This window comes from Photorhabdus luminescens subsp. luminescens (assembly GCF_001083805.1).
GTDB lineage: Bacteria > Pseudomonadota > Gammaproteobacteria > Enterobacterales > Enterobacteriaceae > Photorhabdus > Photorhabdus luminescens.
In genome coordinates, this window is the sequence record NZ_JXSK01000002.1 from 367,474 (window position 1) to 393,132 (window position 25,659).

Sequence of the window (25,659 nt, forward strand, 5' to 3'; positions counted from 1 at the left end):
TCTGAATAAAATATCAGAAATTTTTTAATCGCCTTTATCCTGATGGAGTCAAGATGCCCACTCAACATGACCAGTTCGGACGTACCTATCAGTGGCTCCTACTGATACTTTTGGGTTTAATTTACTTTCTGATCACCGCAACCACATTTACCTCGTTAGGCGTTGTGTTGCCTAGCATGATCAAAGAATTACATTGGAGTTGGACTGATGCCGGTTTGGGCTTCACTTTACTCGGCTTGTCATGTGGGCTGTCCAGTTATCTTCCAGCGATATTTATTCGTCGTACCGGTGTCCGTGCCACTTTATTGATCGGTATGCTCACCTTTATCACCAGTTTTTATATCCTCTACAACACCCACAGTATCGCGGCCTATTTTACCGGTACCACATTATTAGGCATCGGCTTTAGTCTTATGGCTACGGTTCCCGGCACTTATGTCATTAGCCGACTTTTTAAAAAACAATCGCTGGCCTTTGGTATCTATTTCACCATCGGTGGATTAGGGGGCGTGGTCGGTCCGTGGATCTATTTCCTGGCAACAGTATTCTGGGAAAACTGGCGTATGCACTGGGCAATTTCCGGGATATCACTCACCCTGATTAGTTTATTAACCATTTTGTTTATGCGCGAAGGTAAAAAGGAAAACGCCCACGCGGAAAGAATTAGCAAAAATCAACAAGATCAACTCCCTTCCAGTATCTATCGTACCAAGGAAATATGGAATGTCCGGCAAGCGCTGCACACCTGGCAATTTTATGCCATTGCAGCCGCTTATACCTCTTTTTTACTGTGCGGGATAACCGTTAATAGTTTTGCCGTCGCTCATATTACTGAAAATGGATTCAGTGAATCTGTCGCTGCTTCCTCGCTCAGTATTTTGGCTTTTATCAACGCATTCTCACGATTTGCCGGAGGCGCTGTTGGTGAATGGCTCGATCCCAAAAAACTGCTTATCGGCAGCCTGTCGATAATTATCTGCGGCCTTATCGCACTCAGCGTCGCCGCCTCATGGACATTTTTAATCCTGTTCACTTTGTGTATCGGTATCGGTTATGGCATGACCTTTCTGGCATCCAGCATATTGCTGTTCAATTATTTTGGCCGCACGCCCTACTTGGAATTGTTCTCAGTGATGAATTTGATCTCCACTATCGCATGTTTCGCACCTTTCCTGGTGGGAGCCATTAAGGATTACTCAGGTAGCTTTACACCGGCATTTCTCATTATTGCCGTACCGGTGTTTACCATTCTGATCGTCACATTTATGATGCAACCACCACTACAAATAGTGCAGAAACATTCTGACAACAACACTTTGCTTAACTAAATTTAAAAATAAAATAGCCTAAAAAGGCATTCCTTATACTTATAACAGGCAAACAAGGAATTAATATGGCAAAGAAAGAATTCGGTGTATTTCTACCCATAGCAAAAGGTGGATGGATTATTTCTAAAAATACCCCCCCACTCGATGCTTCCTATCAGCAAAACCGTGAAGCGGCTATTCTGGCTGATCAAATTGGCTTGGATTTCATTATGTCCATGAGCAAATGGCGAGGTTTTGGCGGCGAAACGGAACATTGGGGCTGTTCGCTGGAATCGGTTACGATGATGGCTGGCATTGCCGAAGTCACTCATCATGCCCGACTTATCGCAACCATGCATGCCGGGCTGCATAATCCCGCCGTGACAGCCAAAATGATCGCGACACTGGACCAAATTAGTCATGGACGCGCCGGGCTGAATATTGTCTCTGGCTCCTTCAAAGACGAATTTGAACAGATGGGGGAATGGGATAGCAATTTAGATCACGATCAACGTTACGCAATGACCGAAGAGTGGACCCAATTGATCAAACGGCTTTGGAGTGAGAAGCAGGTTAATCATCAAGGAGATTACTTTAATTTCAAGAATTGTGTTTCTGAACCTAAACCTGTTTCCGTTCCGCGCCCTTATTTGGTTTGTGCCGGTCAATCAGAATGTGGGCTGCGTTTTAGTGTGCGTAACACCGATGTATGTTTCATTGGTGGTAAAGATGAAGAAGAAACGCGCCAAATCAGTCTGATGGCTAAACGTCTGGCAGCCGAATACGGTACAACCACCAAAACCTTTTGTATGTGTACGATTATCTGCGCCGAAACAGATGAAGAAGCTGAAACGCTGGCTGAGTTCTATCGTGATGGCCTAGATATAGACGCCGTTAAAAGCATGATGCACAGTTTTGGCGTTGATGTTGGCGAAAAAAGCAATGCGATGGTTGAAAGATCCCAAAATGCCTTTATGACCCACACAGCTATTGGCAACCCGGAAACGTGCCGCAAACAATTGTCAGATTTATTGCGTGAATGCGAACTGGATGGGGTTATGTTGATCTTCCCTGATTATGTTAAGGGGTTAACCACTTTCGGTGAGAAAATCTTGCCGCAACTTAGGGCAGAATTTACCTAAACAACAATAATAGGCCAATAAGCCTGGGAATGGGTTCACCACATCTTGACGAGCTTACCCATTCCCTGAATGTCTGCAAATATTACCCTTTTAACCCTGAACCCGTCGGTGTAATCCCGTACCCCGTAATAACCAGATCCCCAACCAACTCCCACACAATGAAAGTAACAAGCTACTGATTATTGGTAGTAACAGCCACATCTGCCATTCTGGCTGCCACGGAAAATCAAATACCTTGGTCTGCAACAACCAAAGAGCAACTTCAGCGCCAAGCGCCGCAGTAAAACCCGCCATTAGTCCAAGCAAAGCAAATTCATACCAAAGTGTACGACGTAGTAACTGCTTACTGGCTCCCAAAGTACGGTAAACCACCAGTTCAAGTTGCCGTTGATACATCCCCACCTGAACCTGTGCCAATAACAGTAATGCGCCACAGACCATGACCAACCCCACCATGACCTCCAATGCCTTACTTACCTGTTGCAAAATACCCTGAATTTGCTTAATCATCGCGCCAGTATCAAGCAAGCTCAAAGTTGGAAACTGACGATTGAGATCCGTCAGAAGGTGCCCCTCGCCCTCATAATGGAAACTGGTCAGCCAGGTTTGCTGCTGATTTTCCAATGCTTGTTTCGGGAAAATAAACAAGAAATTTGGCCGCAAACTTTCCCAATCCACCCGTCGAATACTGCTAACTATGGCGCTGAATTGCTGCGTATCGCCACTAAATGTTAGCTTATCGCCGATTTTGATCGCCAGACGCTCAGCAAGCCCCTGCTCAATAGAAACCTCATCTGCTTTTGGCGGCCAATGGCCCTCCATCAGGGTATTAAATGGGGGTAATTCCTCTTTCCATGTCAGATTCAATTCCCGCTGTACCGTGTTGCTATCCGATTCTCTGGCTTCTGCCCACGCAATAGCTGACTGACCATTAATTTCCGTCAAGCGGGCCAATACCACGGGGTAGAATGCCGAAGGTTTGACCTGATATTGAGCCAGCAAATGTTCTACTGGTGGAATTTGCTGTCCAGTCATATTAATCAGAAAATAGTTTGGGCTATCCGGCGGCAATTGCTGCTGCCAACGATCAAGCAAGTCCCCCCTGACCACCAGCAATAAAGCAAATAACATAAATGATAAAGAGAAAGCCGCCAATTGAGCTACTGTCTGAAACGGCTGCCGCAATAGTCGATTAACCGCTAAACGAAAACTAAGTTGGCGGAGTTTCAGATGGCGTAATAACCATAATCCTCCCCAACCAAACACCGCCAGTAATAGCGCAACCATCACCATGCCAGCCAGTAACGCCCATAACATAGGCTTGGTTCCAACCAACAGACTCAGCCCGCCAATGACTACCAATACCGCTAACGGCAGGTAATAGCGCAACGGCCAAACAGGCGCAATAACATCATCACGCAACACCCGCGATGGTTGGGTCGCCATTAACTGCTTGTACGGCCGGATTCCCACCAGTAAGGCGATAATAGATAACGCGCCTAACGCCCAGATCCACGGCCAAAATCCTGCTACCGGTAACGTCTTCGGCAACATAGGCGCCAAAATCTGCACGAGCAGATGTTCAAACATCAATCCCAGAAGTGTCCCCACCAGCGCCGCTGCAATAAGTATCACTAGCCATTGCCCAATCACCCATTTACGCAACGTCCAACGCCCTGCGCCAAGTGTTTTAAGCACAGCAATCAAATCATGGCGGCTACGGCAGTAGTGAGTCATTGATACCGCTACCGCGGCGACAGCGAGTAATAATGTCAGCAAAGCCGATAACAACAAGAATTGCTGCGCCCTTTCAATAGATTTTGCCAGCGCTCCACTATCCTGTTTCAAGGTATACCAACGCTGATCCGCTTTAAGTTGGGGATCAATGAGCTGTTGATACTGATAAACCGCTTCTTTATCACCAGAAAACATATAACGATAAGTTAGACGACTACCGGGCTGAATCGCCCCGGTAGATTGCGCATCATCAAGATTAATCAAAATCCTTGGCGCAATCTGAAAGGGATTGAAACCACTGTCAGGTTCCTGAATTAATTCTCCGCTCACCTTAAGTGTGGCATCACCCACATCGAGATTATCCCCCACTTTGATTTTCAACAATTCCAGCAAACGAGGCGCGACCAGCACGGTGCCTTTTTCCGCTTTCAAACCCGGCGGATGGGTTTCCAACTCCCCATACAATGGATAGTCATGGTCCGCCGCTTTTACATTAGCAAGTTGCGGAATATCCCCAGCATAAGTCATGGTGGTGAAAGAGAGCTGGCGACTCAATTTTAATCCCAGTTTTTTCGCCTGCTGTAACCACGCATCATCTACCGGATAAGCAGCACGCAGGACTAAATCCCCCGCCAAAAAATCCCGACTTTGGTAATGCACACTTTGATCAATGCGATCGCTTATCCTTCCCAAAGCCAGCACACAAGCTACCGCCAAGGTAAGAGATATCCAGACGATCAGTAAAGCAGGAGTACGCCATTCGCGCCAAAACCAACGCCAAATCATTTTTCTTCCCTCAATTTACCATCAACCAACCGCAAACAACGTTGACAACAGGCAGCAAGCTGGCTGTCATGAGTGACCAAAATTAACGTTGTGGCATAATCACGATTCAGAGAAAACAGTAAATCAGCAATACGATCACCGGTTTGCCGATCCAGATTACCTGTCGGCTCATCAGCAAACAAAATTTTGGGTTGGCTGCTAAATGCCCGCGCCAATGCCACTCTCTGTTGCTCACCGCCAGAAAGTTGCGCCGGCATATGTTTCAAACGCTTCCCCAATCCCAGTTGTTCAAGCAATTCAACCGCCTGTTTCTTGCTATTATTTTCAGACTCGCCACGTAATAAAGCAGGAAGTTGGACATTCTCCAATGCATTTAACGTCGGAATTAACATAAATGACTGAAAGACAAAGCCGACATTTTCAGCCCGTAGTTGCGCTCGCTGCTCTTCATTCATCTGGCTTAAATTATGCCCCAGCAGCCGCACTTCGCCGTCACTGCCATCATCTAACCCGGCAATAATGCCAAGCAATGTGGATTTACCCGAACCCGATTCTCCCACCAAAGCGATAGTCTGTGCAGGCTCGACAACCAACTCGACTCCCTGCAATATAGTGATCTTATTTTCTCCCTGACCAACGTACTTACTAAGATGCTGAACTTCAAGAATACTCCCCGTTACCATTTACTTTTCCTTTTATTAGTGATGCTATTTGGCGCCAGAGCGACTGCGGCTGATACCCTTCTGATTCTCGGTGATAGCCTTAGTGCCGGTTACCATTTGCCTATTGAGCAGTCATGGCCTGCTTTGATGGAAAAAAAGTGGCGGAAATCCGGTAATAAAATCACGGTCATCAACGGTAGCATTAGCGGTAACACCGCCGCTCAGGGCCTTGAGCGGCTACCTGAATTACTTAAACAACATAAACCCCGTTGGGTACTGATAGAACTGGGCGCCAACGATGGACTACGCGGTTTTCCCCCACAACAAACAGAACAAGATCTGCAACAGATCATTACTTTAGTGAAACAAGCCAATATTCAGCCTTTATTGATGCAAATCCGTCTGCCGCCAAATTATGGACGCCGTTATACGGAATCTTTTGCCAAGATTTACCCCAAACTGGCAGAACATAACCAAATTCCCCTGCTGCCGTTTTATATGGAGCAAGTCGCTATTAAACCGGAGTGGGTGCAACAAGATGGATTACATCCTAATCTGGCAGCCCAACCATTTATCGCCGATTGGATGTCTGACACACTATCAGCACATCTTAATTATTCTTAAGTAGTAAACTAGTAGTTTCAACAAATTGATGTCTATAAGCAGGTAAAGTTATGCAAAAGTCAGTTCTTATCACAGGCTGTTCCAGTGGAATTGGTCTGGTGGCGGCCAAAACACTACATCAGCGGGGCTACCGAGTATTAGCAGCCTGCCGGAAACCCGCAGATTTACAGCATATGCGCGAGTTAGGACTGGAACCTATCGAATTGGATCTTGATGACAAAATGAGTGTCGAGCGCGCCGCCGCCGAGGTCATCAGGCTAACCAATGGCCGTCTTTACGGACTGTTTAATAATGGCGGATTTGGTATTTATGGCCCGCTGAATACTATCAGTCGTGAACAACTGGAACGACAATTCTCTACCAATCTATTTGGTACACATCAACTTACCTGCTTATTACTTCCTGCAATGCAACTTCATGGCGAAGGCCGTATTATCCAAACCAGTTCAGTGATGGGATTGATTTCAACCCCAGGCCGCGGTGCTTACTCTGCCAGTAAATATGCCTTGGAAGCATGGTCAGATGCGTTGAGAATGGAATTAGCCGGAACAGGAATTAAAGCTTGTCTGATTGTCCCTGGCCCGATAAAAACACGTTTTACAGAAAACGTGAATCAAACGCAAAGCGATAAACCGGTCAGAAACCCTAGGATCGCCCGCCATTTTACCCTAACCCCCGAAGCCGTTGTGCGCAAACTGATTCATGCTCTGGAAAGCCCGAACCCCAAATTACGTTATCCAGTAACTTGGATAACCCACGCAGTCACGATTATGCGCCGGATTTTGCCAGGAAGAGTAATGGATAAAATACTGAGTAAACAGAGTGGTACAACTTGAAAGTTAAGAAAATAACCTCAATCTATTTAATCATACCCTGCGACAACCAAATTTAAGAGACTAATTATATGTTACCAACTTCTATTGGAATTAATGTTAACGAAAGCAACCTGCATCAAACCGTTGAGCAGTCTATGACTGTGCCTGTTTTATTTTATTTTTGGTCTGAACGTAGCCCTCATTGTCAGGAATTAGGCATAACGCTGGATAAACTGGCCGCCGAATATGCAAATCAATTTATATTGGCAAAAGTGGATTGCGATAAAGAGCAAATGGTCGCTGCACAGTTTGGCTTACGCGCCATTCCTACGGTTTATATTATGCAACAAGGTCAACCCGTAGATGGTTTTCAAGGGCCACAACCTGAAAACGTTATTAGAGAGATGCTTGCTCGTGTATTACCGAAACCGGAAGAGTTGAAAGCCGCTCAGGCTGAGGAGCTTATCGCCGAAGGAAAACATCAGGAAGCGCTACCGCTATTGAAGGAAGCCTGGCAATTAGCGCCCAAAAACAGTGGAATTGCACTTATGTTGACCGAAGTGCAAATTATGCTCAATAATATAGCAGAAGCCCAGGAAATTCTGAGTCTTATTCCATTACAGGATCAAGATACCCATTATCATAGTTTACTGGCTCAAATTGAGTTACAAAAGCAAGCGGCGGATACACCAGAGATCCAACAATTGCAACAAGAGTTCGCCATTCAACCGGAAAATGCAGAGCTGGCTGTTAAGCTCGCGCTAAAACTGCACGAAGTTAGCCGTAATGAAGAAGCTCTGGAATTATTACTCAGCTTCCTGAAAAAGGACCTTTCTGCTGCCAACGGCGCAGTACGGAAAACTATGATGGATATTATGTCTGCAATGGGGACCAGTAATACTCTGGCTTCGAAATACCGTCGCCAGGTTTATTCGCTGCTTTACTGATTTATTTAATTGTAAGGAATTGTTATGGATTTATTCGCTTTTGGTGCCGTACCTATTCTGATCTTCATTGCCGTGGTTATTGTCTTTACTTGCGTAAAAACAGTGCCGCAAGGCTATCAATGGACGGTAGAACGTTTCGGCCGTTATACCCGAACTTTATTACCGGGTTTGCATATTATCGTCCCTTTTATCGATCGCATTGGCCGTAAAATTAATATGATGGAACAAGTGTTGGATATTCCTTCACAGGAGGTAATTTCCCGCGATAACGCCAATGTTACCATTGATGCAGTCTGCTTCATTCAGGTTGTCGATCCTGTTCGGGCTGCTTATGAAGTCAGCAACCTTGAACTCTCCATCATCAATCTGACAATGACCAACTTCCGTACCGTTTTGGGTTCAATGGAACTGGATGAAATGCTGTCACAGCGTGATTCTATCAACAGTCGTCTATTGCATATTGTTGATGAAGCCACTAACCCGTGGGGGGTGAAAATTACCCGTATTGAAATCCGTGATGTGCGTCCACCAAAAGAGTTGATCTCTGCCATGAACGCCCAGATGAAAGCAGAACGTACAAAACGTGCTGATATTCTGGAAGCGGAAGGTATCCGTCAAGCGGCTATTCTGAAAGCAGAAGGCGAAAAGCAGTCTCAAATTCTGAAAGCGGAAGGGGAACGTCAATCGGCATTTCTCCAGGCAGAAGCACGTGAACGTGCCGCCGAAGCGGAAGCTCGCGCAACTAAAATGGTGTCCGATGCGATTGCTGACGGCAACATGCAGGCAATTAACTACTTTGTTGCCCAGAAATATACGGATGCACTGACCAGTATCGGCGCCTCCGATAACAGCAAAGTCATTATGATGCCTCTGGAAGCGAGCAATCTGATGGGTGCGATTGGCGGTATTACTGAATTGATTGGCGAAAGCAAAAAAGGTAAATAACCATGATTGCACAGATTGCGGCTCAAACACCCTGGCTCTGGTTCTCTTTTGGCGGCTTACTGTTAATTGCAGAGCTTCTGGGAACTGGCGGCTATCTGTTATGGACGGGGATAGCCGCTATCGTTGTTGCGTTTATCACCTGGCTGTTACCAGGAATAGATTGGGAATGGCAAGGCGTTTTGTTTGCCACTCTGACGCTGCTTTCTGCAATGCTATGGCGCTACTGGTTACGTCGCCGCCCGTCAAAAGGCAGCGATGCTCTAAACCAGAAAGATCACCAACTCATCGGTATTCGGGCCAAGCTGATTACTGATACCGAAAATGGCTACAGCCGGGTCAAACTGGCTGATGGAAGCTGGCGGGTTCACTGTGATAGTGAACTACCCGCCAATACCGAAGTAGAAGTGATCGCTGTTGATGGCATCACCCTGAAAGTAAAGCCAGTCAGTTCTCAGTGATGAGAGCAACAACCTGATAAATGATCGATGATGGGGCATGCAGCCCCATCATCTCCAGGGCACTCTTCCGCTAAAGATAACAATTTACTTCTCATTTTCTGCAACTCTTCAATCGCCTTTTCTATTTCAGCCGCTTTATGTAATGTCGCCGCTTTTACATCAGCGCTGTGACGATTGGGGTTGCGAAATAGCACTAAGAATTCACGGCACTCATCAAGCGTAAAACCGACCTGTTTCGCCTGACGCAACAGCGTTAATTCCTCAATATGTTTCTGCTGATAATAACGGTAGCCGTTATCCCCCCTTTCCGGCGGTGTAATCAGATCCTTTTCTTCATAAAACCGGATAGCTTTGCTGGTAAGACCGGTTTTTTGGGCAACCTCACTGATGTTCATTTTTTCCCCTTGACCTTACCCTTGCAGGAAGGTTTAACCTTCGCAACAAGTCAGAAACTCACTTGAACTGTGTAGATATTCATCACTAATTATCACACAGGTGTGAAGAATAATTACATCACTATGTGTTAGGAGTTTTTTATGTCATACACAACTATTTTAGCCTTGCAGGGTCTCTCCTGTATGCACTGTGTGAATCGTGTGAAAAAAGCGCTAGGCGATCGTACAGATGTGGAACAGGCAGATATTACGATTGATTATGCCAAAATAACCGGCGAAGCCTCTGCTGAATCATTAATTGAAACAATTAAAGCTGCCGGTTACGACGCGATAATCGCCAACCGACCTGATGTTGAACTGACACTCTCCGGCCTGAGTTGCATGCATTGCGCAGGTACGACACGTAAAGCGCTGGAAGCCGTAGATGGCGTTATCGCCGCAGATGTGAATACTGAAACGGCTAAAGTTTATGGTAAAGCCAATGTTGATACGTTGATTGCCGCCGTTGAACAGGCGGGGTATCACGCAAAACTGAGTTCCAGTCAAAATTGCCCAAAATCTGAGCCGCTGACATTATCTGCCTCAAACAGACCGGAACCTTTGGCAGCGGCAACCTCCTCTGTTCCGGTCGAAAAAACTGACGTCTCCGTTGTGAGTGATAGCGATGAGAGCATCCAGTTGCTGTTGGACGGCATGACTTGTGCCAGTTGCGTGAATAAAGTTCAGAAAGCATTACAAGGTGTTGCTGGCGTGGAAAATGCCAGAGTGAATCTTGCTGAACGCAGCGCTTTAATTACCGGCAGTGCTTCACCAGAGGCACTGATTAAAGCGGTAGAAAAAGCAGGGTATGGCGCAGAACTGATTCAGGACGAAACTGAGCGGCGTGAACGCCAGCAACAAGTTTCTGACGCTAATATGCGTCGTTTTCGTTGGCAGTCAGCATTAGCATTGGTCGTCGGTATTCCCGTGATGGTGTGGGGCATGATCGGCGATAATATGATGCTCACACCTGAAAACCATACTATCTGGTTGACTATCGGCGTTATCACGCTGGCTGTGATGATTTTTGCCGGTGGTCACTTCTATCGCAGTGCGTGGCAAAGCCTGAAAAACGGCAGTGCCACAATGGACACATTAGTGGCATTGGGAACAGGCGCAGCATGGCTTTACTCCATCAGTGTCAACCTATGGCCGGATGCGTTTCCACCACCAGCCCGACATCTCTATTATGAAGCCAGCGCGATGATTATTGGTCTGATCAACCTGGGTCATGCTCTAGAACAGCGTGCCCGTCAGCGTTCTTCAAAAGCACTGGAGCGTTTGCTAGATCTGACACCACCGACTGCCCGTGTGGTGACAGAAGATGGCGAAAAAGAGATGCGACTGGCGGATGTCAAACCCGGCATGACGTTACGTCTGACAACCGGTGATCGTATCCCCGTTGATGGTGAAATTATTCAAGGTGAAATTTGGGTAGATGAGGCAATGCTCACCGGTGAGCCAATTCCACAGCAAAAATCCAAAGGCGATAACATTCATGCCGGTACGACGGTGCAAGACGGTACAGTGCTGTTTACTGCTGCCGCAGTTGGCAGTCAGACAACATTAGCTCGAATTATTAAACTGGTCCGTCAGGCACAAAGTAGTAAGCCCGAAATTGGTCAATTAGCAGATAAAATCTCCGCCGTATTTGTTCCCGTTGTTGTCGCCATTGCCCTGATTGCCGGTGCTATCTGGTATTTAGTGGGGCCAGCGCCACAAATCATGTATTCATTGGTCATTATTACTACCGTATTGATTATTGCCTGTCCCTGCGCCCTTGGGTTGGCAACCCCGATGTCAATTATCTCTGGTGTCGGCCGAGCGGCAGAATTTGGGGTACTGGTTCGGGACGCTGATGCACTGCAACAAGCTAGCGCATTGGATACCATTGTTTTCGATAAAACCGGTACGCTGACGGAAGGTATGCCTCAAGTGACTGATATCCATACTTTCAATGGGTATAGTGAACAAGAGGCTTTACGTTGGGCTGGCGCACTGGAACAAGGTTCTAACCATCCATTGGCTAAAGCCATTCTTGCCAAAACCGCAGGACTGACGTTGCCACAAGTTGAACAATTCCGCACTCTAGCTGGACTCGGTATTAGTGGTGAAGTGAATGGCACAACACTGTTGCTAGGTAATCAAGCATGGCTAGAACAAAATCAAGTTGATACGCAGGAATTAAAACCACTGATTGCGCAACAAGCAGAACAAGGCATCACACCAGTTATTCTGGCCGCAGGAGGGAAAGTTGCGGCAGTGCTATCAATTCGTGACCCACTACGTGAAGATACGATTACTGCATTGAAACGATTACATCACCAAGGTTACCGTTTAGTGATGCTAACCGGTGACAACCCGGTGACTGCCAATGCGATTGCAAAAGAAGCAGGTATTGATCAAGTGATTGCGGGTGTATTGCCTGATGGTAAAGCTGAGGCGATTCAAAAACTACAGGCAGCAGGTCGCAAGGTTGCTATGGTGGGGGATGGTATTAACGATGCCCCTGCTCTAGCACAAGCTGATGTGGGCATTGCAATGGGAGGTGGTAGTGATATCGCCATTGAAACCGCCGCAATAACACTGATGCGCCACAGTCTACACGGTGTGGCCGATGCGGTTGAACTGTCCAAAGGCACTCTACGCAATATGAAACAGAACCTATTGGGCGCATTTATCTACAACTCGTTGGGGATTCCCATTGCAGCCGGTGTGCTCTATCCCTTTACCGGAACCCTGTTAGATCCGGTGGTAGCAGGTGCAGCAATGGCGCTCTCTTCAATTACGGTAGTGAGTAATGCTAATCGATTACTGAGGTTTAAGCCTAAATCCTAAACCTCAAGAAATGAATCTGCTTTGGCGCTGTTGGGGGGATTGTAAAAATGCGGTATTGATCATCGCACTCTACATTTCCCCCATTCTAATTCACAAATTAACGGCCAAAGCGCTTAACAACTTGACGTTAACATTACCATTACGCAACTCAAAGGCCAGCTTACTACCTGTATCAATGCCTAATGCCTGGCGGATAGACCTAGGTATCGTTATCTGACCTTTGGAATTCAATGTTGCAAGTTCATAGATAGATGCCACTGCAAATCTCCAATTCTATGGAAATAAATAAAGGTACAGCAGAAGTACAGCTATAATATTAGCCTGAAGTATAGTCACTTTAAAAATACAAATGCTAAACCGGAGCACCAATGGGACGACTGATTAAACACCTTACTAATATATTGGGAATCAATTCTTTCCACCATTATCCCTATCCCGCTCACGATATTACACTGGCAGGCGATAGACATTTGCATCTGGTAGGCAGTATTCATATGGGGACGCAGAATATGTTCCCACTTTCGGAAATATTGCTAGAACAGCTTAATCAGTCCGATACCCTAATCGTGGAAGCAGATATTACTCAGGCAGACTCCCCATTTCATGATGAATTTCAATCATATCACCGTATCGAACAACGTTTATCTCCTGAAATGTATCAGAATTTTCAGGACTGCTGCCATGAAATCCAGCAACAGGAAGAATTCCTCAATCTATTACCCTCATGGCAAATCGCTTTAATTTTACAAGCTGGACAAGCACAAAACCTTGGATTGCATCCCCACTACGGTATCGACTATCAGCTCCTGAATGCAGCCAAAGCTCAAGGGAAAACGATTATTGAACTAGAAGGTACTGAATCACAAATTAATTTACTTAATCAAATTCCCAATAACGGCTTGCCGCTACTGGAAGATACATTAACCCACTGGCATGCTAATGCCCGCGCTTTACAAACAATGATCAGTTGGTGGATGGATTACCAACCTGAACAACAAGAACATGCTTTACCAACCACTTTCAGTAAAGAGATATACCAACTATTGATGACTGAACGTAATAAACAATGGAATAAGCGCTTACAGGAATTACCTGCCGGTCGATACCTCGTTGCTGTTGGCGTTTTGCATCTGTACGGTGAAGGGAATTTGCCCCAGATGCTGGCAAAAGGACGGCATTAAAAAAAGGCCAATACTACATATACTGCTATAATAATATTGGCCAGTCAAAGAGGAATAACCTGTCATTCTCGTTATTCTTATTGTTTATTGTTCGGGATATTACCTGTTTGTATACAAGCAACAGAGCCGTAGTCAGAATATCAATTCCATCATTCTATTTCATCCGTTATCCTTAATTATAAAATTATTCTATGTAATGAAATTATGACACCTGCGATCATTTTGTTAGAGAAACAGAAGGTTAGCTTTACTCTTCACTCCTATGAACACGACACAAATGAGCATAACTTTGGTGATGAAGCAGTGAAAAAATTAAGACTCAATGCCAAGCAAGTATTCAAAACTTTGCTGGTTGCACTTAATGGTGAGGCTAAAAATTTGGTGGTAGCCGTCACTCCTGTTTCAGGTGAACTGGATTTGAAAAAGGTCGCCAAAGTTTTTAAAGTCAAAAAAGCAGATATGGCTGATCCTAAGATAGCCCAGAAAATAACAGGGTATCTCATCGGCGGGATCAGTCCATTAGGGCAGAAAAAACTCTTGCCAACGGTTATTGATAATCAAGCGCAACAGTTCCCAACTATATTTGTCTCTGGCGGTAAACGAGGGTTAGATATTGAATTGACGGCGTCTGATCTCTGTAGGTTAGTGAAAGGCAATTTCGCTGATATTGCAAGAGCTTAAATTATCACTAAAAAAGGGCTGCCAAAATTGCAGCCCTTTCGATTTATCCTTCCATCAGGGATTATTGATAAATAATTTCCCCTTTTGGCTCATAATCAGCCGCTTTCAGTGGTGAATGCTTCTCGATATAATCCTTTAAAACTTCTGCATCAACAAAACCGGTATTCACATAAGTTGGATAATTATCAACACGTGGATAACCATCACCACCGATAGCGTTAAAATCAAGCATTGCCATACGGTAAGTTTTATTTGGCTCTAGTGGTTTTCCACCGATTTTTACCTCTTTAACACCTTTACCATCAGCAATCAGGCTAACATTCACAAACTGTGCATAAGCACCAGAGTCCACTTTCATATTAGCTATCACCGCCAGATACTGTTCAATTTCGCTGCCTTTCATATCAACGTAAACCAGTGAGTTGGCAAATGGATGCACTTTCAATACATCTTTATAAGTGATATCGCCTGATTCAATTGAATCACGAATGCCGCCGCCACTCATAACCGCGAAATCAGCGCCAGTACGTTCCATCATGGCAGAAAGGACAACATGGGCCATATTCGTCTGAACAAAACGAACTTTGCTGCGATCCCCTTCCAATTTACCCTCAATAGAACCCACTTTTACATTAAGCTGTTTATCGCCTTTATCCTGATATGGCGTCAATAACCGCATCATTTCCGGGTCTTGGGCAATTCCGTGAGTATAGTAAACGCGCTCAGTAGAACCATCTCCCTTTTGTACTTTCTTTTTGAGGTTAATAGGGATCAACTGATAGTGAGTCAACTTCAATTCACCATTACGAAATTGAAAATCAGCACGACCAACATATTTCCCCCACTCATGGGCCTGAACAATCCAGGTACCGTTCTGACGATCCGGCGAACATGGCGTTCCCGGTACATAATCGATCTGCTTATAATTTTTATTTTCCGCAGACATACAGACCGGATCTTGTGAATGACCACCGACAATCATATCCAGATAGCCCGCAGGCAAACTGCGAGCCATTTCAACATCACCCGGCGCATTAGAACCATGATTACCATCGTCATAGTGCCCCATATGGGTTGCGGCAATAATCACATCTGGCTTTTCATCTCTCTTAAGTTCTTCAACCACCATTTTGGCTTCTGTCGCAGGAACACGAAATTCAACATCAGGAAAATTAGCCGGGTTACCAATTTTCGCCGTATCATCAGTCGTCAGGCCAATAACCGCAATTTTCACTCCTTGTTCATCGAAAATAGTATAAGGCTTGAACAAACGTTTGCCGGTGCTGGTCTGGTAAATATTGGCCGCCAGAAATGGAAAATTCGCCCATTTTTCTTGTTGACGCAGTATTGATAGAGGATTATCAAACTCATGGTTACCCAATGCCATTGCATCATAACCCACCAAATTCATGCCCTTAAAATCAGGTTCGGCATTTTGCAAATCAGATTCTGGCACACCGGTATTAATATCTCCGCCGGAAAGCAGTAACACACTGCCGCCTTTTTTCACGACCTCTTGACGGATTTCATCAACTACCGTTTTTTGCGCAGCTAAACCATACTCACCATAATCGTTATGCCAAAAATGACCATGATGGTCATTAGTGTGCAAAATGGTAATGTCATAGGTTTTGTCTTTCTCCCATGCATTTGCGATTGCTGGAAGTAATGCTATAGATACAACCAAAGCACAAGCTGAGGTCTTGAACGAGAGTTTCATGGTATATCTCCATGCTTTTTTTAGTGAATTGCCATGCAAAAACAGCTTTAAAAGCCAACAAGGCGGGATAAATTGATCATTTCTTGAGATAGGGTATGCAGTTATTAGATATCGAACATGTTTTTCGTGTTTACAAGTGTACTATAAAACTATATCCAAGATAGTAAAAAATCAACTCTCTGACTAATATGTATTAAAATTCAACGAATAACCAATATATTGGCGATATGATTAAGATAAGTTGGCTGCGAATATGAGTGAACAGAGCAATACTACTACAGTCCCATCTCACACAAGAAAAACCAGGAATACCGTTTTTACTATTCTTGGCGCAATCAGTATTTCACACTTATTGAACGATATGATCCAATCGCTGATTCTGGCGATTTATCCTTTACTACAATTAGAATTCAATCTCAGTTTCGTGCAAATCGGTATGATCACGCTAACCTATCAGATTACCGCCTCTTTATTACAACCACTAATAGGTCTCTACACTGATAAACATCCACAGCCCTATTCATTACCTATTGGAATGAGTTTCACTTTGTCCGGTCTATTACTGCTGGCCTATGCCAACAATTTCCCATTAATTCTATTAGCATCTGCATTAATTGGAACAGGTTCTTCGGTATTCCACCCGGAATCTTCGCGCGTAGCACGTATGGCATCCGGCGGCCGCCACGGATTAGCCCAATCGCTTTTTCAAGTCGGCGGTAATTTTGGCAGCTCCCTTGGGCCTTTGCTAGCGGCTGTGCTTATTGCTCCCTATGGCAGAGGCAACGTTGGCTGGTTCTCTCTAGCAGCATTACTCGGTATCATCGTGCTGCTACAGATCAGTAAATGGTATAAGGCTCAGAATTACATTAAGAAAAATCAAGCTAAAACTGACCTTGCTGTCAAAGTTTTATCAAGAAAAGCCGTGATAAGTTCCTTGGTTATTTTGCTAATCTTAATATTTTCCAAATATTTTTATCTCACCAGTATCAGTAGCTATTATACTTTTTACTTAATACACAAATTTGGCATTTCCGTACAAAGCGCCCAGTTTCATCTGTTTATTTTTTTATTCGCAGTGGCGGCAGGAACCATTATTGGTGGACCGCTTGGAGATAGGATCGGCAGAAAGTATGTTATCTGGATATCTATCCTCGGCGTTGCGCCTTTTACATTAGTTCTGCCTTACGCTTCTCTGTACTGGACAAGTATTCTATCAGTGATTATTGGTGTGATTCTGGCATCTGCGTTCTCTGCAATCCTGGTATACGCTCAGGAACTTATTCCAGGTAAAACCGGGATGGTATCCGGCCTGTTTTTCGGGCTGGCTTTTGGTATGGGAGGTATTGGCGCAGCGATACTTGGTGACATTGCAGACAGAACAAGTATTGAACTGGTTTATCAGATTTGTGCTTTTCTGCCGTTACTTGGCATATTTACCGCTTTATTACCTAATATAGAAGATAAGAACTAGAAAAATCACCATGCAACCCCACATAGAAGTTAATTTTTATGTGGGAGTAGTGCTTGTTTACCTCATAAATATTCAAATAGAGCAGCGAAAATACCTGTTACGAGTAATTTAATCCTTTCAACCCATATTTTTTGATGTTTTACTCATTTTTTTAGCGAATTTACCTCGAATTATCTATAAAATACCGTTACACCTACCTCTTCACTCTGCTATTTAATAGCCTCAGCAAGAAGGAGTTTCAATGGAGCACTCGACACCACTTATCACCACTATCGTTGGCGGGTTCTTTATCGCTTATCTGCTTGGTATGCTGGCACAACGCCTGAAAATCTCACCGTTGGTTGGTTATCTTACTGCGGGAGTACTCGCTGGTCCTTTTACTCCTGGTTTTGTCGCTGATGCATCACTGGCCCCCGAACTGGCAGAAATTGGTGTCATCTTATTGATGTTTGGTGTCGGACTGCATTTTTCACTCAAAGATCTGCTAGCAGTAAAATCCATTGCTATCCCCGGCGCGATTGCGCAAATACTGGTCGCGACCCTACTCGGAGTAGGGCTATCAACAATACTGGGTTGGGAATTATTTAGCGGTATCGTCTTTGGCCTCTGTCTCTCAACCGCCAGTACCGTTGTTCTGTTACGAGCGTTAGAAGAGCGTCAACTGATCGATAGCCAACGAGGTCAAATAGCTATCGGCTGGCTGATTGTCGAAGATCTGGCGATGGTGCTGACGCTGGTATTACTGCCCGCGGCTGCCGGTATGCTTGGTAATAAAGAAGCCAATATCGGGCAGTTAATTATGGAACTCGCCATGACTGTCGGCAAAGTTATCGCTTTTATCCTGCTGATGATCGTTGTTGGCCGCCGTCTAATCCCGTGGGTATTGGCAAAAACCGCGAGTACCGGCTCCAGGGAACTATTTACCCTTGCCGTGCTGGTAATCGCCTTAGGTATCGCTTATGGCGCCGTTGCTCTGTTTGATGCCTCATTCGCACTAGGGGCGTTCTTCGCCGGTATGGTATTAAACGAATCAGAACTCAGCCACCGTGCCGCCCAAGATACGCTGCCTCTCAGAGATGCTTTCGCCGTATTGTTCTTCGTTTCTGTCGGCATGCTATTCGACCCAATGGTCCTCATTCAACAGCCGCTATCGATACTGGCAACGTTGGCAATCATTATTATTGGTAAGTCCGCTGCTGCAATGCTGCTCGTAAAGATGTTCGGCCACTCACGCCGGACCGCGTTGACGATTTCAGTCAGCCTGGCGCAAATTGGTGAATTTGCCTTTATTCTGGCCGGTCTTGGCGTTGCACTTGGCCTGCTTGATGCTAATGCCCGTAACCTTGTTCTGGCTGGCGCGATTGTTTCTATCATGCTAAACCCAGTTCTATTTAGCCTGTTGGATCGCTATCTGGAAAAAACAGAAACTATTGAGGAACAGTTACTGGAAGAAACGCTGGAGGAAGAGACGCAAATTCCTGTCGATATCTGCGGCCACACCATCGTTGTCGGCTACGGGCGGATCGGCAGCTTGCTATGCCAGCGCTTGCAGGAAAAAGAGATCCCTCTGGTTGTTATTGAAAACACCAGAGCAAAATTTGAAGAACTTGGTGAACAAGGCATCAGCGCCGTCATGGGTAACGCCGCCAGCAAAGATATTATGTCGCTGGCGCGCTTGGATTGCGCCTGCTCCCTCCTACTGACTATTCCTAATGGCTATGAAGCAGGTGAGATTGTCGCTAGTGCAAGAGAAGCGCGCCCAGATATTAATATCATTGTCCGAGCTGACTATGACGATGAAGTTACCTATATCACGGAACGTGGAGCTAGCCACGTCATTATTGGCGAGCGTGAAATTGCCAAAACAATGGCAAGTGTATTAGCCAACAGTGAACAAGGCTATCCGACTGAGCCTCCCCCTGCGTCGCCCTTTTCGCCATTACTTTGAGAAAATGCGACTGTTGATGGAATAATTCCCTATTCATTACCGAGTAGGGCTTTCCCTACTATTTTACAGTGAACCACTGAACCGTTCTTATCACTTTAAGTGCCAGTGATAAGGGCGGTTCAGTGGGGAAAAACTTTCAGCTAAAGTATCGGTCTACTCAATTCTGTACAATAAAAATCTATCAGATTATCAATTAATCCCTAGCCCATTCAAAACAAGATTCAATAACTCATTGAGGTAAATGTTTTTATTAATTAGGGAGGGTAAATACCATGCATTGAATTTTTTGCATTGCTTAACATGATCATGGTATTTACCCAGCTAAAATAGAGACACTCTACACAATTTCCGCTACCTTCAACCACCATTAGTCTAATGAAAAAGCCAATCAATCAGAAAGTCTCAATATCAAACATCTCATTACGTCAAAGATATAAAACACCTCTCATTGACGTGTAAAACATCGAAACTGAGAAAACACATAACACTAAAGAAGCAAGACGATAAAACAAATCAGGTTTTAATCCCCCTCTTCCCAATTTTCCTATATATAACATTTTCCCAACTCCCACCCAAATCAGGGAAATGGGTAATAATGCACAAGCAAAAACTGTCATGCATGGAATGTATTCTGACCACAAAGTAAATGCAGTAAGAGGAAATGCATATGTAGCAAACACAAAAGCCTTAGGATTCAACAGAGTGGTAAATAATACCGTGACAAAATGAACTTTCGCTTCGTTTTTATCTAATGAGAAATGCCACACTTTAAAGGCAAGATAAGCAATATATGTCGAAGCGCAAACTTTTAAGGCGACTAGTAACCACACAAAAGTTTGCGAGGCTGTAGATAAAAATAATCCCCACAAACTAATTGCTGCTATATAACCAAATGCCTCAGCTAATATCAGCCTGAGTGTACTAATAAAACCATGTGAATATCCAGATGATACCAAAAGAGTATTTGTTGGTCCTGGCATAATTAAGACCATACTCACCATACTGGCAATTCTTATATAATCGTAGTAACTATTCATAGTATCCTCAATGGCTGTTATGTATAATAATTAATTATTTGAAATATAATAGGAAATTTTCAGCAAAAAATTTCATCACACTCCTCCTTTCTTTAAATTGACAATAATAAGTCATGGTTATTAAATACCATTACTTTCACTTAATAGATATTAGCTTCGTTTTTTCTCTAAATGTTAGTAATCTCAATATACCCGTTATCTTTCAAGTTGCCTCTTTGTTGGCTGCACTCACTCACCCCGGTCACATAGTTCTCTATGCTCCCGGGGATTCGTTCCCTTGCCGTCGCGATGCATCTTGAAATCCATAGGGTATAACTCCAATTTAGTAATAAAAGATACAAAAAATCCTTCCTAATATAGACAACAAAATAAAATAATTACAGAAAACAAAAAGTATTTCGCTAAATGATCCTTCTGAGTTATCAATTATCGCTAACGTTTAATTATCTAAATGAGTATCATAAAACACTAATCTACATATCAATACTATACAAGAATATGAAATTCCGTATCTGTCTGGAGAGTATTTCTAAAATATAGCAGCTAAAATCCATATATAACTAATATCATTTCTATATATAATCAACATCATTTCAATATATAAAGAATATCATTTCAATAAACAACCAATATCATTGCAATATATTACTAATGAAGAAATATTTTCTAGCCAATCATCTTGATTATAATTAGTAGAATCAACAATTGAAAAATCAGATCCAAAATTTTTAAAAATTGTGATTTTAGTTAAAATTCACCCTTTATCTTCTCCCTCCTAGAATAAATAGAAAAATTAGAGAAATAATTAAATCAGCATGGCGTTGATTGGTAAATTTAACGACACCTAGTTATATTATCAATGCGCCACCATGTGAAATTTATATATATAAAACAAAAAGATAATTGCAATATAAATGATATAAATATGCTACTCAAGAATATTTATATATATTATGTGAATTTATTTAAACAGATATATAAACAATCACGAAATACTTTAGCTCTTATAAATTCAACGAAAAACAATTATTTTTAACAAGATTAACCCAAACTACCATTTACAATCTTAATCAATGATCTTATATCTAAATTTCAAGCACCGTATTAATTTATACGGCACCAAAATTTTAGAATTATCGTTCCCAGTAAGATTCTTCCAAACTATCTTCCTTTTCAGGCAAACCACGGCTTAATCGTGGGGAATGCTGACTCAATACCTGATAGCTAACTCTGTTAGCATATTTACACACTTGAGCAAGTGATGAATATGTCAGATATGTACGGATGTGTTTACTGGAATTAGGCACATTCATTCTATGGTGATTGTTGGCCGTTATATCATGCAATAAAGCAGATAAAGCACCATCACCTGCCCCATTGGTATTCATGATTTTTTCTGGCCCCCCCATATAAGGTTCAATATGGGAATAAACTTTCATTGGGATTTGGCAATCAGATTTACGCATAGCGCGGCTGAACTCATAACGGTTAAATTCAGCGATAGCCCCCGGTAACAATGGATGAGTTGTCTGACGCGTGTAATCTTTTTCCGTATAACCTGCCATATATAATCCAGCCGGACCAGCAGTACACAAAACTAAATCGACCCAATCCAGTGCCATATTCGAAGCCAATAGGGGATCACTGAAACCAGTAAGCTCATAAGCTTCATCTTCATTCATTGCCAAAACAGAAATATTCTCAACTAGAAAATCACGCCACCATTGTGGATCATCGGCAATAACATATTTTGTCCCCAATGTCAGAACGACAGGTACACTATGCTTTTTCGCATATTCGATGGCTTTCATAGTTGCTTCCGGCATAGGTTCCCCCGGTTCGCAACGAATCAAGTAAGCGGTCAAGACCAAAGCGGAAGCTTCAGCAATAATCTTCTCAGGAATACTTTCCGGTTTAAGCTGATTCATTTGCCCAGGACTGATGGCAAAAGTACGCTCGCCATTTTCCGTTACTAACGTAAAGCAGCGACCAATTGCCCCATTCACACCTTGTAAATAGTTCAAATCAGTACGGCTAGATGTGTTACATAAGTAGCGGTAAGCATAGCTGCCAATCTGAATATTACTACACATAGTACCCAGTAAGACAGAACGATCATCGGCAAGAACCGAGTAATTGTGTAAAGTATTACCAATAGTGCCGCCAGCAAATTCGTGGCTAATAAGATTATTATCAGTAAGTTCTTTATACAGGGTTTCAGCCACATCATCTTCAATAACTAATGAATGCCCTTGGCTGAGGTTATAGCGCTGGATAAAATCCTCATCTACTTTCGCCTCAATATCCACTAATATCTGATCGATACCAACGATATAAGCTCGGTTATTTTCACCATCCATCATCTCTTTAATTGGTTGGAGTAAAGGATCACGCAGACTGACGGGAAAGTAGTGTTTTGATTTACGTTTACCAGGGAATTTCATTTTTGATTGATGCTATGACGCCAAAAGATGCAGCATATTAGCACAATAAAAACTGACAGGCAGCAAATGTCACCACGACATTTACTGCCAGGGAAAACTAAGCTGCTTGCTGACGACTACGCACCATGTGACGAATCAAAACAAACACCACAGCCAAAATTAGCCCAGCGAAAGCACTACCTATTAAGATAAGTAGACGCTTCGGTGAATCCTTAGCTGTCGGCTCATAAGGAGCTTGCATATACTTGAATGGTTGGAAGTTAACTTTATCTACTTTAAGTGCTTTCAGCTCTTCTATATAGAACAAACGGTTACGTAAGTCAGCATCAATCAAAGTAGGATCTTTTATCTCCTCTGTAATTTGCAACTTACGCTGTAATGCATCAGCCCCCAAAGCAATGGAATAATCTGGATCGTCTTTAATCATTGCTCCTTCACTGGAAATAGGTTTTTTAATTCCTGCCGAATTAGCGATAGATAATGCATGTTTCAATCGTTCAACATTAGCTTCTTGTATGTTGTTCACACGGTTTAAATCAATTTTATACAAACCATCAGAGTAATTAAGCTTTTGTTTTACCATATCACTTAATTCACTCTTCACCTGTTCATGGACAACAGACGATGCATAGTCAATATAGCCATTTAACAGATTATATGCATCTTCTGCGGTCCCAGCACTGAAAATCAATTTAGTTTCACCACTTTCATCATCTTTTTCCGCTTTTGAAGAAGATGAAATATTATCATTCACAATCTTTTCAATAAGTTTTCTTTCTGTAAGTGGTGAATGGTCACCTGATTTAGTCACCAGATTTTTAAAATATTCTGTACTAACCAGATATTCTTCACGTAAAACCCGTGAATTAAAATTATTTAAAAAACTATTATACAGTGACGATGAAGTTACTGATGGTTGTAGATTTAAAACCTCGAACTTAGTCAAGAGATCTTTAAGTGGCTGTATCTCCTCAAGTTGAGGTTTAACAATAGAAGCTGAACTGCTCCACTTTTGTGGCATCAAAGATGCTGCTGCAAAGCCAATAACAGCAAAAAGAATAGTAACAGCAATAATCAATAACTTTGATTGAAATAAAACAGAGAATAACTCAAACAAATCAATTTCATCATCTTGTTTTGAATTGTAATAATTAAAATATTCTTCACTGAAATTAGTGCCTTTAATCGGTTTATTACTCATCATTTATATCCAAATTCAAATATGCTGTTACTAATTGATATACAAAACATCATCCCACTAGCCTATAGATTAATTCCCATTTACTCTGCAAATAAGCATGGCAGCTCTACTAGGCTGGCATCCGTGTAGCAATATACCTTAAAAAGCCAATGAACCCTAATGATAGATTAATCCTATCACTATTGATTTCTGTTTCTGACAAACCCGTTGACCAACTCTTCAAGTAGTAAGATATGACTAGTATTGTCGTTAAGAGCCGGAATATATTCAAATTTTTCCCCACCAGCATTAAGAAATATCTCTTTATTCAGTTGTTTTATCTCTTCCAGCGTTTCCAGACAATCAGACGAAAAACCAGGGCAAAGTACCTGAATATGTTTTATTCCCTGAGCAGGTAGAGATTTCACCGTTTGATCTACATATGGCGTCAACCATTGCTCGCGACCAAAACGTGATTGATAAGCCATCATTACCTGCTCTGCCGGATAATTAATCGCTTGCTTTAGCAATCGTGTTGTTAACTTACACTGTTCAGCATAAATATCACCCGTATCAACAAAACGCTGCGGAATGCCATGATAGGAAAGCAATAATCTGTCTGGTTGACCATGCTTATCGAAGCTCTGCTCAATAGTTTCTTTCAGTGCAGAAATATAAGCAGGATGATCAGCATAATTACGAATAAAGTGAATCCCAGGAATAGTGCGGTATTTCTTCAGTACCAAACTGACACCATCAAATACAGCCGCAGATGAGGAGCTGGAATATTGGGGATAAAGCGGCAAAACAATCAACTGTTCAACATTCTGCTTAAGTAAGTTGTCAATCGCTTGCTCAAGAGACGGAGAACCGTAATTCATTCCTAGTTCAACAGGGATGTCAGCAAGTTTTTCTGCTAGTAATTTCTGTTGCCGACGGCTATATACTAACAGCGGAGAACCTTCATCAGTCCAAATTTTCTGATATAACTTTGCTACACGTGAAGAACGTAAAGGCAAAACAAAACCATATAATATTGGCTTCCAGATAAATCGAGATAAGTCTACGACTCTTTTATCGCTAAGAAACTCGGCTAAATAACGTCTTATAGCCGCAGTTGTCGGCTTATCAGGAGTACCAAGATTAACTAATAAAACACCATATTTACCGTTGTTCATTATGTCGATCCTTAATTGTTTCGCTGGTGAAAACCCTAGCATAATAAAGTACAGATGAAAATCATGTTTATATACGAAAACAATGAGGAAAAACCGATTAATTTACCTGATACAGTAAATAAAT

21 protein-coding genes are annotated in these 25,659 nt (G+C 43.0%); 12 read left to right on the forward strand and 9 right to left on the reverse strand.

Going from position 1 to position 25,659, the window contains the following annotated elements; genetic code table 11:
* The first annotated feature begins 53 nt into the window (after positions 1 to 53).
* Positions 54 to 1,328, forward strand: a complete 1,275-nt coding sequence (locus TI10_RS06565) for an MFS transporter (RefSeq protein ID WP_049582520.1) — start codon at positions 54 to 56, stop codon at positions 1,326 to 1,328.
* 65 nt (positions 1,329 to 1,393) lie between these two features.
* Positions 1,394 to 2,449 carry an LLM class flavin-dependent oxidoreductase gene (locus TI10_RS06570; protein WP_049582521.1) on the forward strand — a complete coding sequence of 352 codons (1,056 nt, stop codon included), beginning with the start codon at positions 1,394 to 1,396 and terminating at the stop codon, positions 2,447 to 2,449.
* 90 nt (positions 2,450 to 2,539) lie between these two features.
* Here the strand turns inward: TI10_RS06570 and ybbP are convergent, their stop codons facing one another.
* Complete coding sequence (gene ybbP, locus TI10_RS06575) at positions 2,540 to 4,972, reverse strand: putative ABC transporter permease subunit YbbP (RefSeq protein WP_049582522.1); 2,433 nt, start codon at positions 4,970 to 4,972, stop codon at positions 2,540 to 2,542.
* On the reverse strand, positions 4,969 to 5,655 hold the full coding sequence (gene ybbA / locus TI10_RS06580) for a putative ABC transporter ATP-binding protein YbbA (protein ID WP_049582523.1): 687 nt from the start codon (positions 5,653 to 5,655) through the stop codon (positions 4,969 to 4,971). The genes ybbP and ybbA overlap by 4 nt, the downstream gene beginning before the upstream one ends.
* Here ybbA and tesA point away from each other — a divergent pair.
* The 5 genes from tesA (at position 5,626) to TI10_RS06605 (ending at position 9,423) form a co-directional block, all read left to right on the forward strand.
* Complete coding sequence (gene tesA, locus TI10_RS06585) at positions 5,626 to 6,258, forward strand: multifunctional acyl-CoA thioesterase I/protease I/lysophospholipase L1 (RefSeq protein ID WP_175445325.1); 633 nt, start codon at positions 5,626 to 5,628, stop codon at positions 6,256 to 6,258. The genes ybbA and tesA overlap by 30 nt on opposite strands.
* Positions 6,259 to 6,308: 50 nt before the next feature.
* A complete protein-coding gene (locus tag TI10_RS06590; protein ID WP_049582524.1) occupies positions 6,309 to 7,094 on the forward strand; it encodes an SDR family oxidoreductase in 786 nt (261 codons plus the stop codon).
* A 68-nt stretch (positions 7,095 to 7,162) separates the two neighbouring features.
* A complete protein-coding gene (locus tag TI10_RS06595) occupies positions 7,163 to 8,020 on the forward strand; it encodes a co-chaperone YbbN (protein ID WP_049582525.1) in 858 nt (285 codons plus the stop codon).
* 24 nt (positions 8,021 to 8,044) lie between these two features.
* Positions 8,045 to 8,965, forward strand: a complete 921-nt coding sequence (locus TI10_RS06600) for an SPFH domain-containing protein (RefSeq protein ID WP_036775200.1) — start codon at positions 8,045 to 8,047, stop codon at positions 8,963 to 8,965.
* A gap of 2 nt (positions 8,966 to 8,967) precedes the next feature.
* Positions 8,968 to 9,423: an NfeD family protein gene (locus tag TI10_RS06605; protein ID WP_049582527.1), complete on the forward strand. Its 456-nt coding sequence runs from the start codon at positions 8,968 to 8,970 to the stop codon at positions 9,421 to 9,423.
* On the opposite strand, the gene cueR is transcribed toward TI10_RS06605, so the two are convergent.
* Positions 9,417 to 9,818, reverse strand: coding sequence for a Cu(I)-responsive transcriptional regulator (gene cueR / locus TI10_RS06610; protein WP_049582528.1), 402 nt, complete (start codon positions 9,816 to 9,818; stop codon positions 9,417 to 9,419). The genes TI10_RS06605 and cueR overlap by 7 nt on opposite strands.
* Before the next feature lie 141 nt (positions 9,819 to 9,959).
* On the opposite strand from cueR, the gene copA reads away from it, so the two are divergent.
* On the forward strand, positions 9,960 to 12,695 hold the full coding sequence (gene copA / locus TI10_RS06615; protein WP_049582530.1) for a copper-exporting P-type ATPase CopA: 2,736 nt from the start codon (positions 9,960 to 9,962) through the stop codon (positions 12,693 to 12,695).
* 90 nt (positions 12,696 to 12,785) lie between these two features.
* Here copA and TI10_RS06620 read toward each other — a convergent pair whose 3' ends face one another.
* Positions 12,786 to 12,953: an AbrB/MazE/SpoVT family DNA-binding domain-containing protein gene (locus TI10_RS06620; protein ID WP_080985000.1), complete on the reverse strand. Its 168-nt coding sequence runs from the start codon at positions 12,951 to 12,953 to the stop codon at positions 12,786 to 12,788.
* A gap of 110 nt (positions 12,954 to 13,063) precedes the next feature.
* On the opposite strand from TI10_RS06620, the gene TI10_RS06625 reads away from it, so the two are divergent.
* Together TI10_RS06625 and ybaK are read left to right on the forward strand one after the other, a co-directional pair.
* Positions 13,064 to 13,876 carry a TraB/GumN family protein gene (locus TI10_RS06625; protein ID WP_049582531.1) on the forward strand — a complete coding sequence of 271 codons (813 nt, stop codon included), beginning with the start codon at positions 13,064 to 13,066 and terminating at the stop codon, positions 13,874 to 13,876.
* A gap of 204 nt (positions 13,877 to 14,080) precedes the next feature.
* Positions 14,081 to 14,557: a Cys-tRNA(Pro)/Cys-tRNA(Cys) deacylase YbaK gene (gene ybaK / locus TI10_RS06630; protein ID WP_049582532.1), complete on the forward strand. Its 477-nt coding sequence runs from the start codon at positions 14,081 to 14,083 to the stop codon at positions 14,555 to 14,557.
* Positions 14,558 to 14,618: 61 nt separating this feature from the next.
* On the opposite strand, the gene ushA is transcribed toward ybaK, so the two are convergent.
* Entirely contained in the window at positions 14,619 to 16,277 is a 1,659-nt protein-coding gene (gene ushA, locus TI10_RS06635) for a bifunctional UDP-sugar hydrolase/5'-nucleotidase UshA (protein ID WP_049582533.1), read from the reverse strand.
* A gap of 253 nt (positions 16,278 to 16,530) precedes the next feature.
* On the opposite strand from ushA, the gene TI10_RS06640 reads away from it, so the two are divergent.
* Both TI10_RS06640 and ybaL read left to right on the forward strand, forming a co-directional pair.
* Positions 16,531 to 17,748, forward strand: a complete 1,218-nt coding sequence (locus TI10_RS06640) for an MFS transporter (RefSeq protein ID WP_049582534.1) — start codon at positions 16,531 to 16,533, stop codon at positions 17,746 to 17,748.
* Positions 17,749 to 17,989: 241 nt separating this feature from the next.
* A complete protein-coding gene (gene ybaL, locus TI10_RS06645; RefSeq protein ID WP_049582535.1) occupies positions 17,990 to 19,696 on the forward strand; it encodes a YbaL family putative K(+) efflux transporter in 1,707 nt (568 codons plus the stop codon).
* A 425-nt stretch (positions 19,697 to 20,121) separates the two neighbouring features.
* Here ybaL and TI10_RS06650 read toward each other — a convergent pair whose 3' ends face one another.
* From TI10_RS06650 to hemH, 4 genes are all read right to left on the reverse strand, one after another.
* On the reverse strand, positions 20,122 to 20,733 hold the full coding sequence (locus tag TI10_RS06650; RefSeq protein ID WP_049582536.1) for a LysE family translocator: 612 nt from the start codon (positions 20,731 to 20,733) through the stop codon (positions 20,122 to 20,124).
* Between the two features lie 1,133 nt (positions 20,734 to 21,866).
* Positions 21,867 to 23,177 carry an inosine/guanosine kinase gene (locus TI10_RS06655; RefSeq protein ID WP_049582537.1) on the reverse strand — a complete coding sequence of 437 codons (1,311 nt, stop codon included), beginning with the start codon at positions 23,175 to 23,177 and terminating at the stop codon, positions 21,867 to 21,869.
* A gap of 97 nt (positions 23,178 to 23,274) precedes the next feature.
* Complete coding sequence (gene wzz(fepE) / locus TI10_RS06660) at positions 23,275 to 24,378, reverse strand: LPS O-antigen length regulator Wzz(fepE) (RefSeq protein ID WP_049582538.1); 1,104 nt, start codon at positions 24,376 to 24,378, stop codon at positions 23,275 to 23,277.
* Positions 24,379 to 24,557: 179 nt separating this feature from the next.
* Positions 24,558 to 25,535, reverse strand: a complete 978-nt coding sequence (gene hemH, locus TI10_RS06665) for a ferrochelatase (RefSeq protein WP_049582539.1) — start codon at positions 25,533 to 25,535, stop codon at positions 24,558 to 24,560.
* Positions 25,536 to 25,659: the final 124 nt, after the last annotated feature.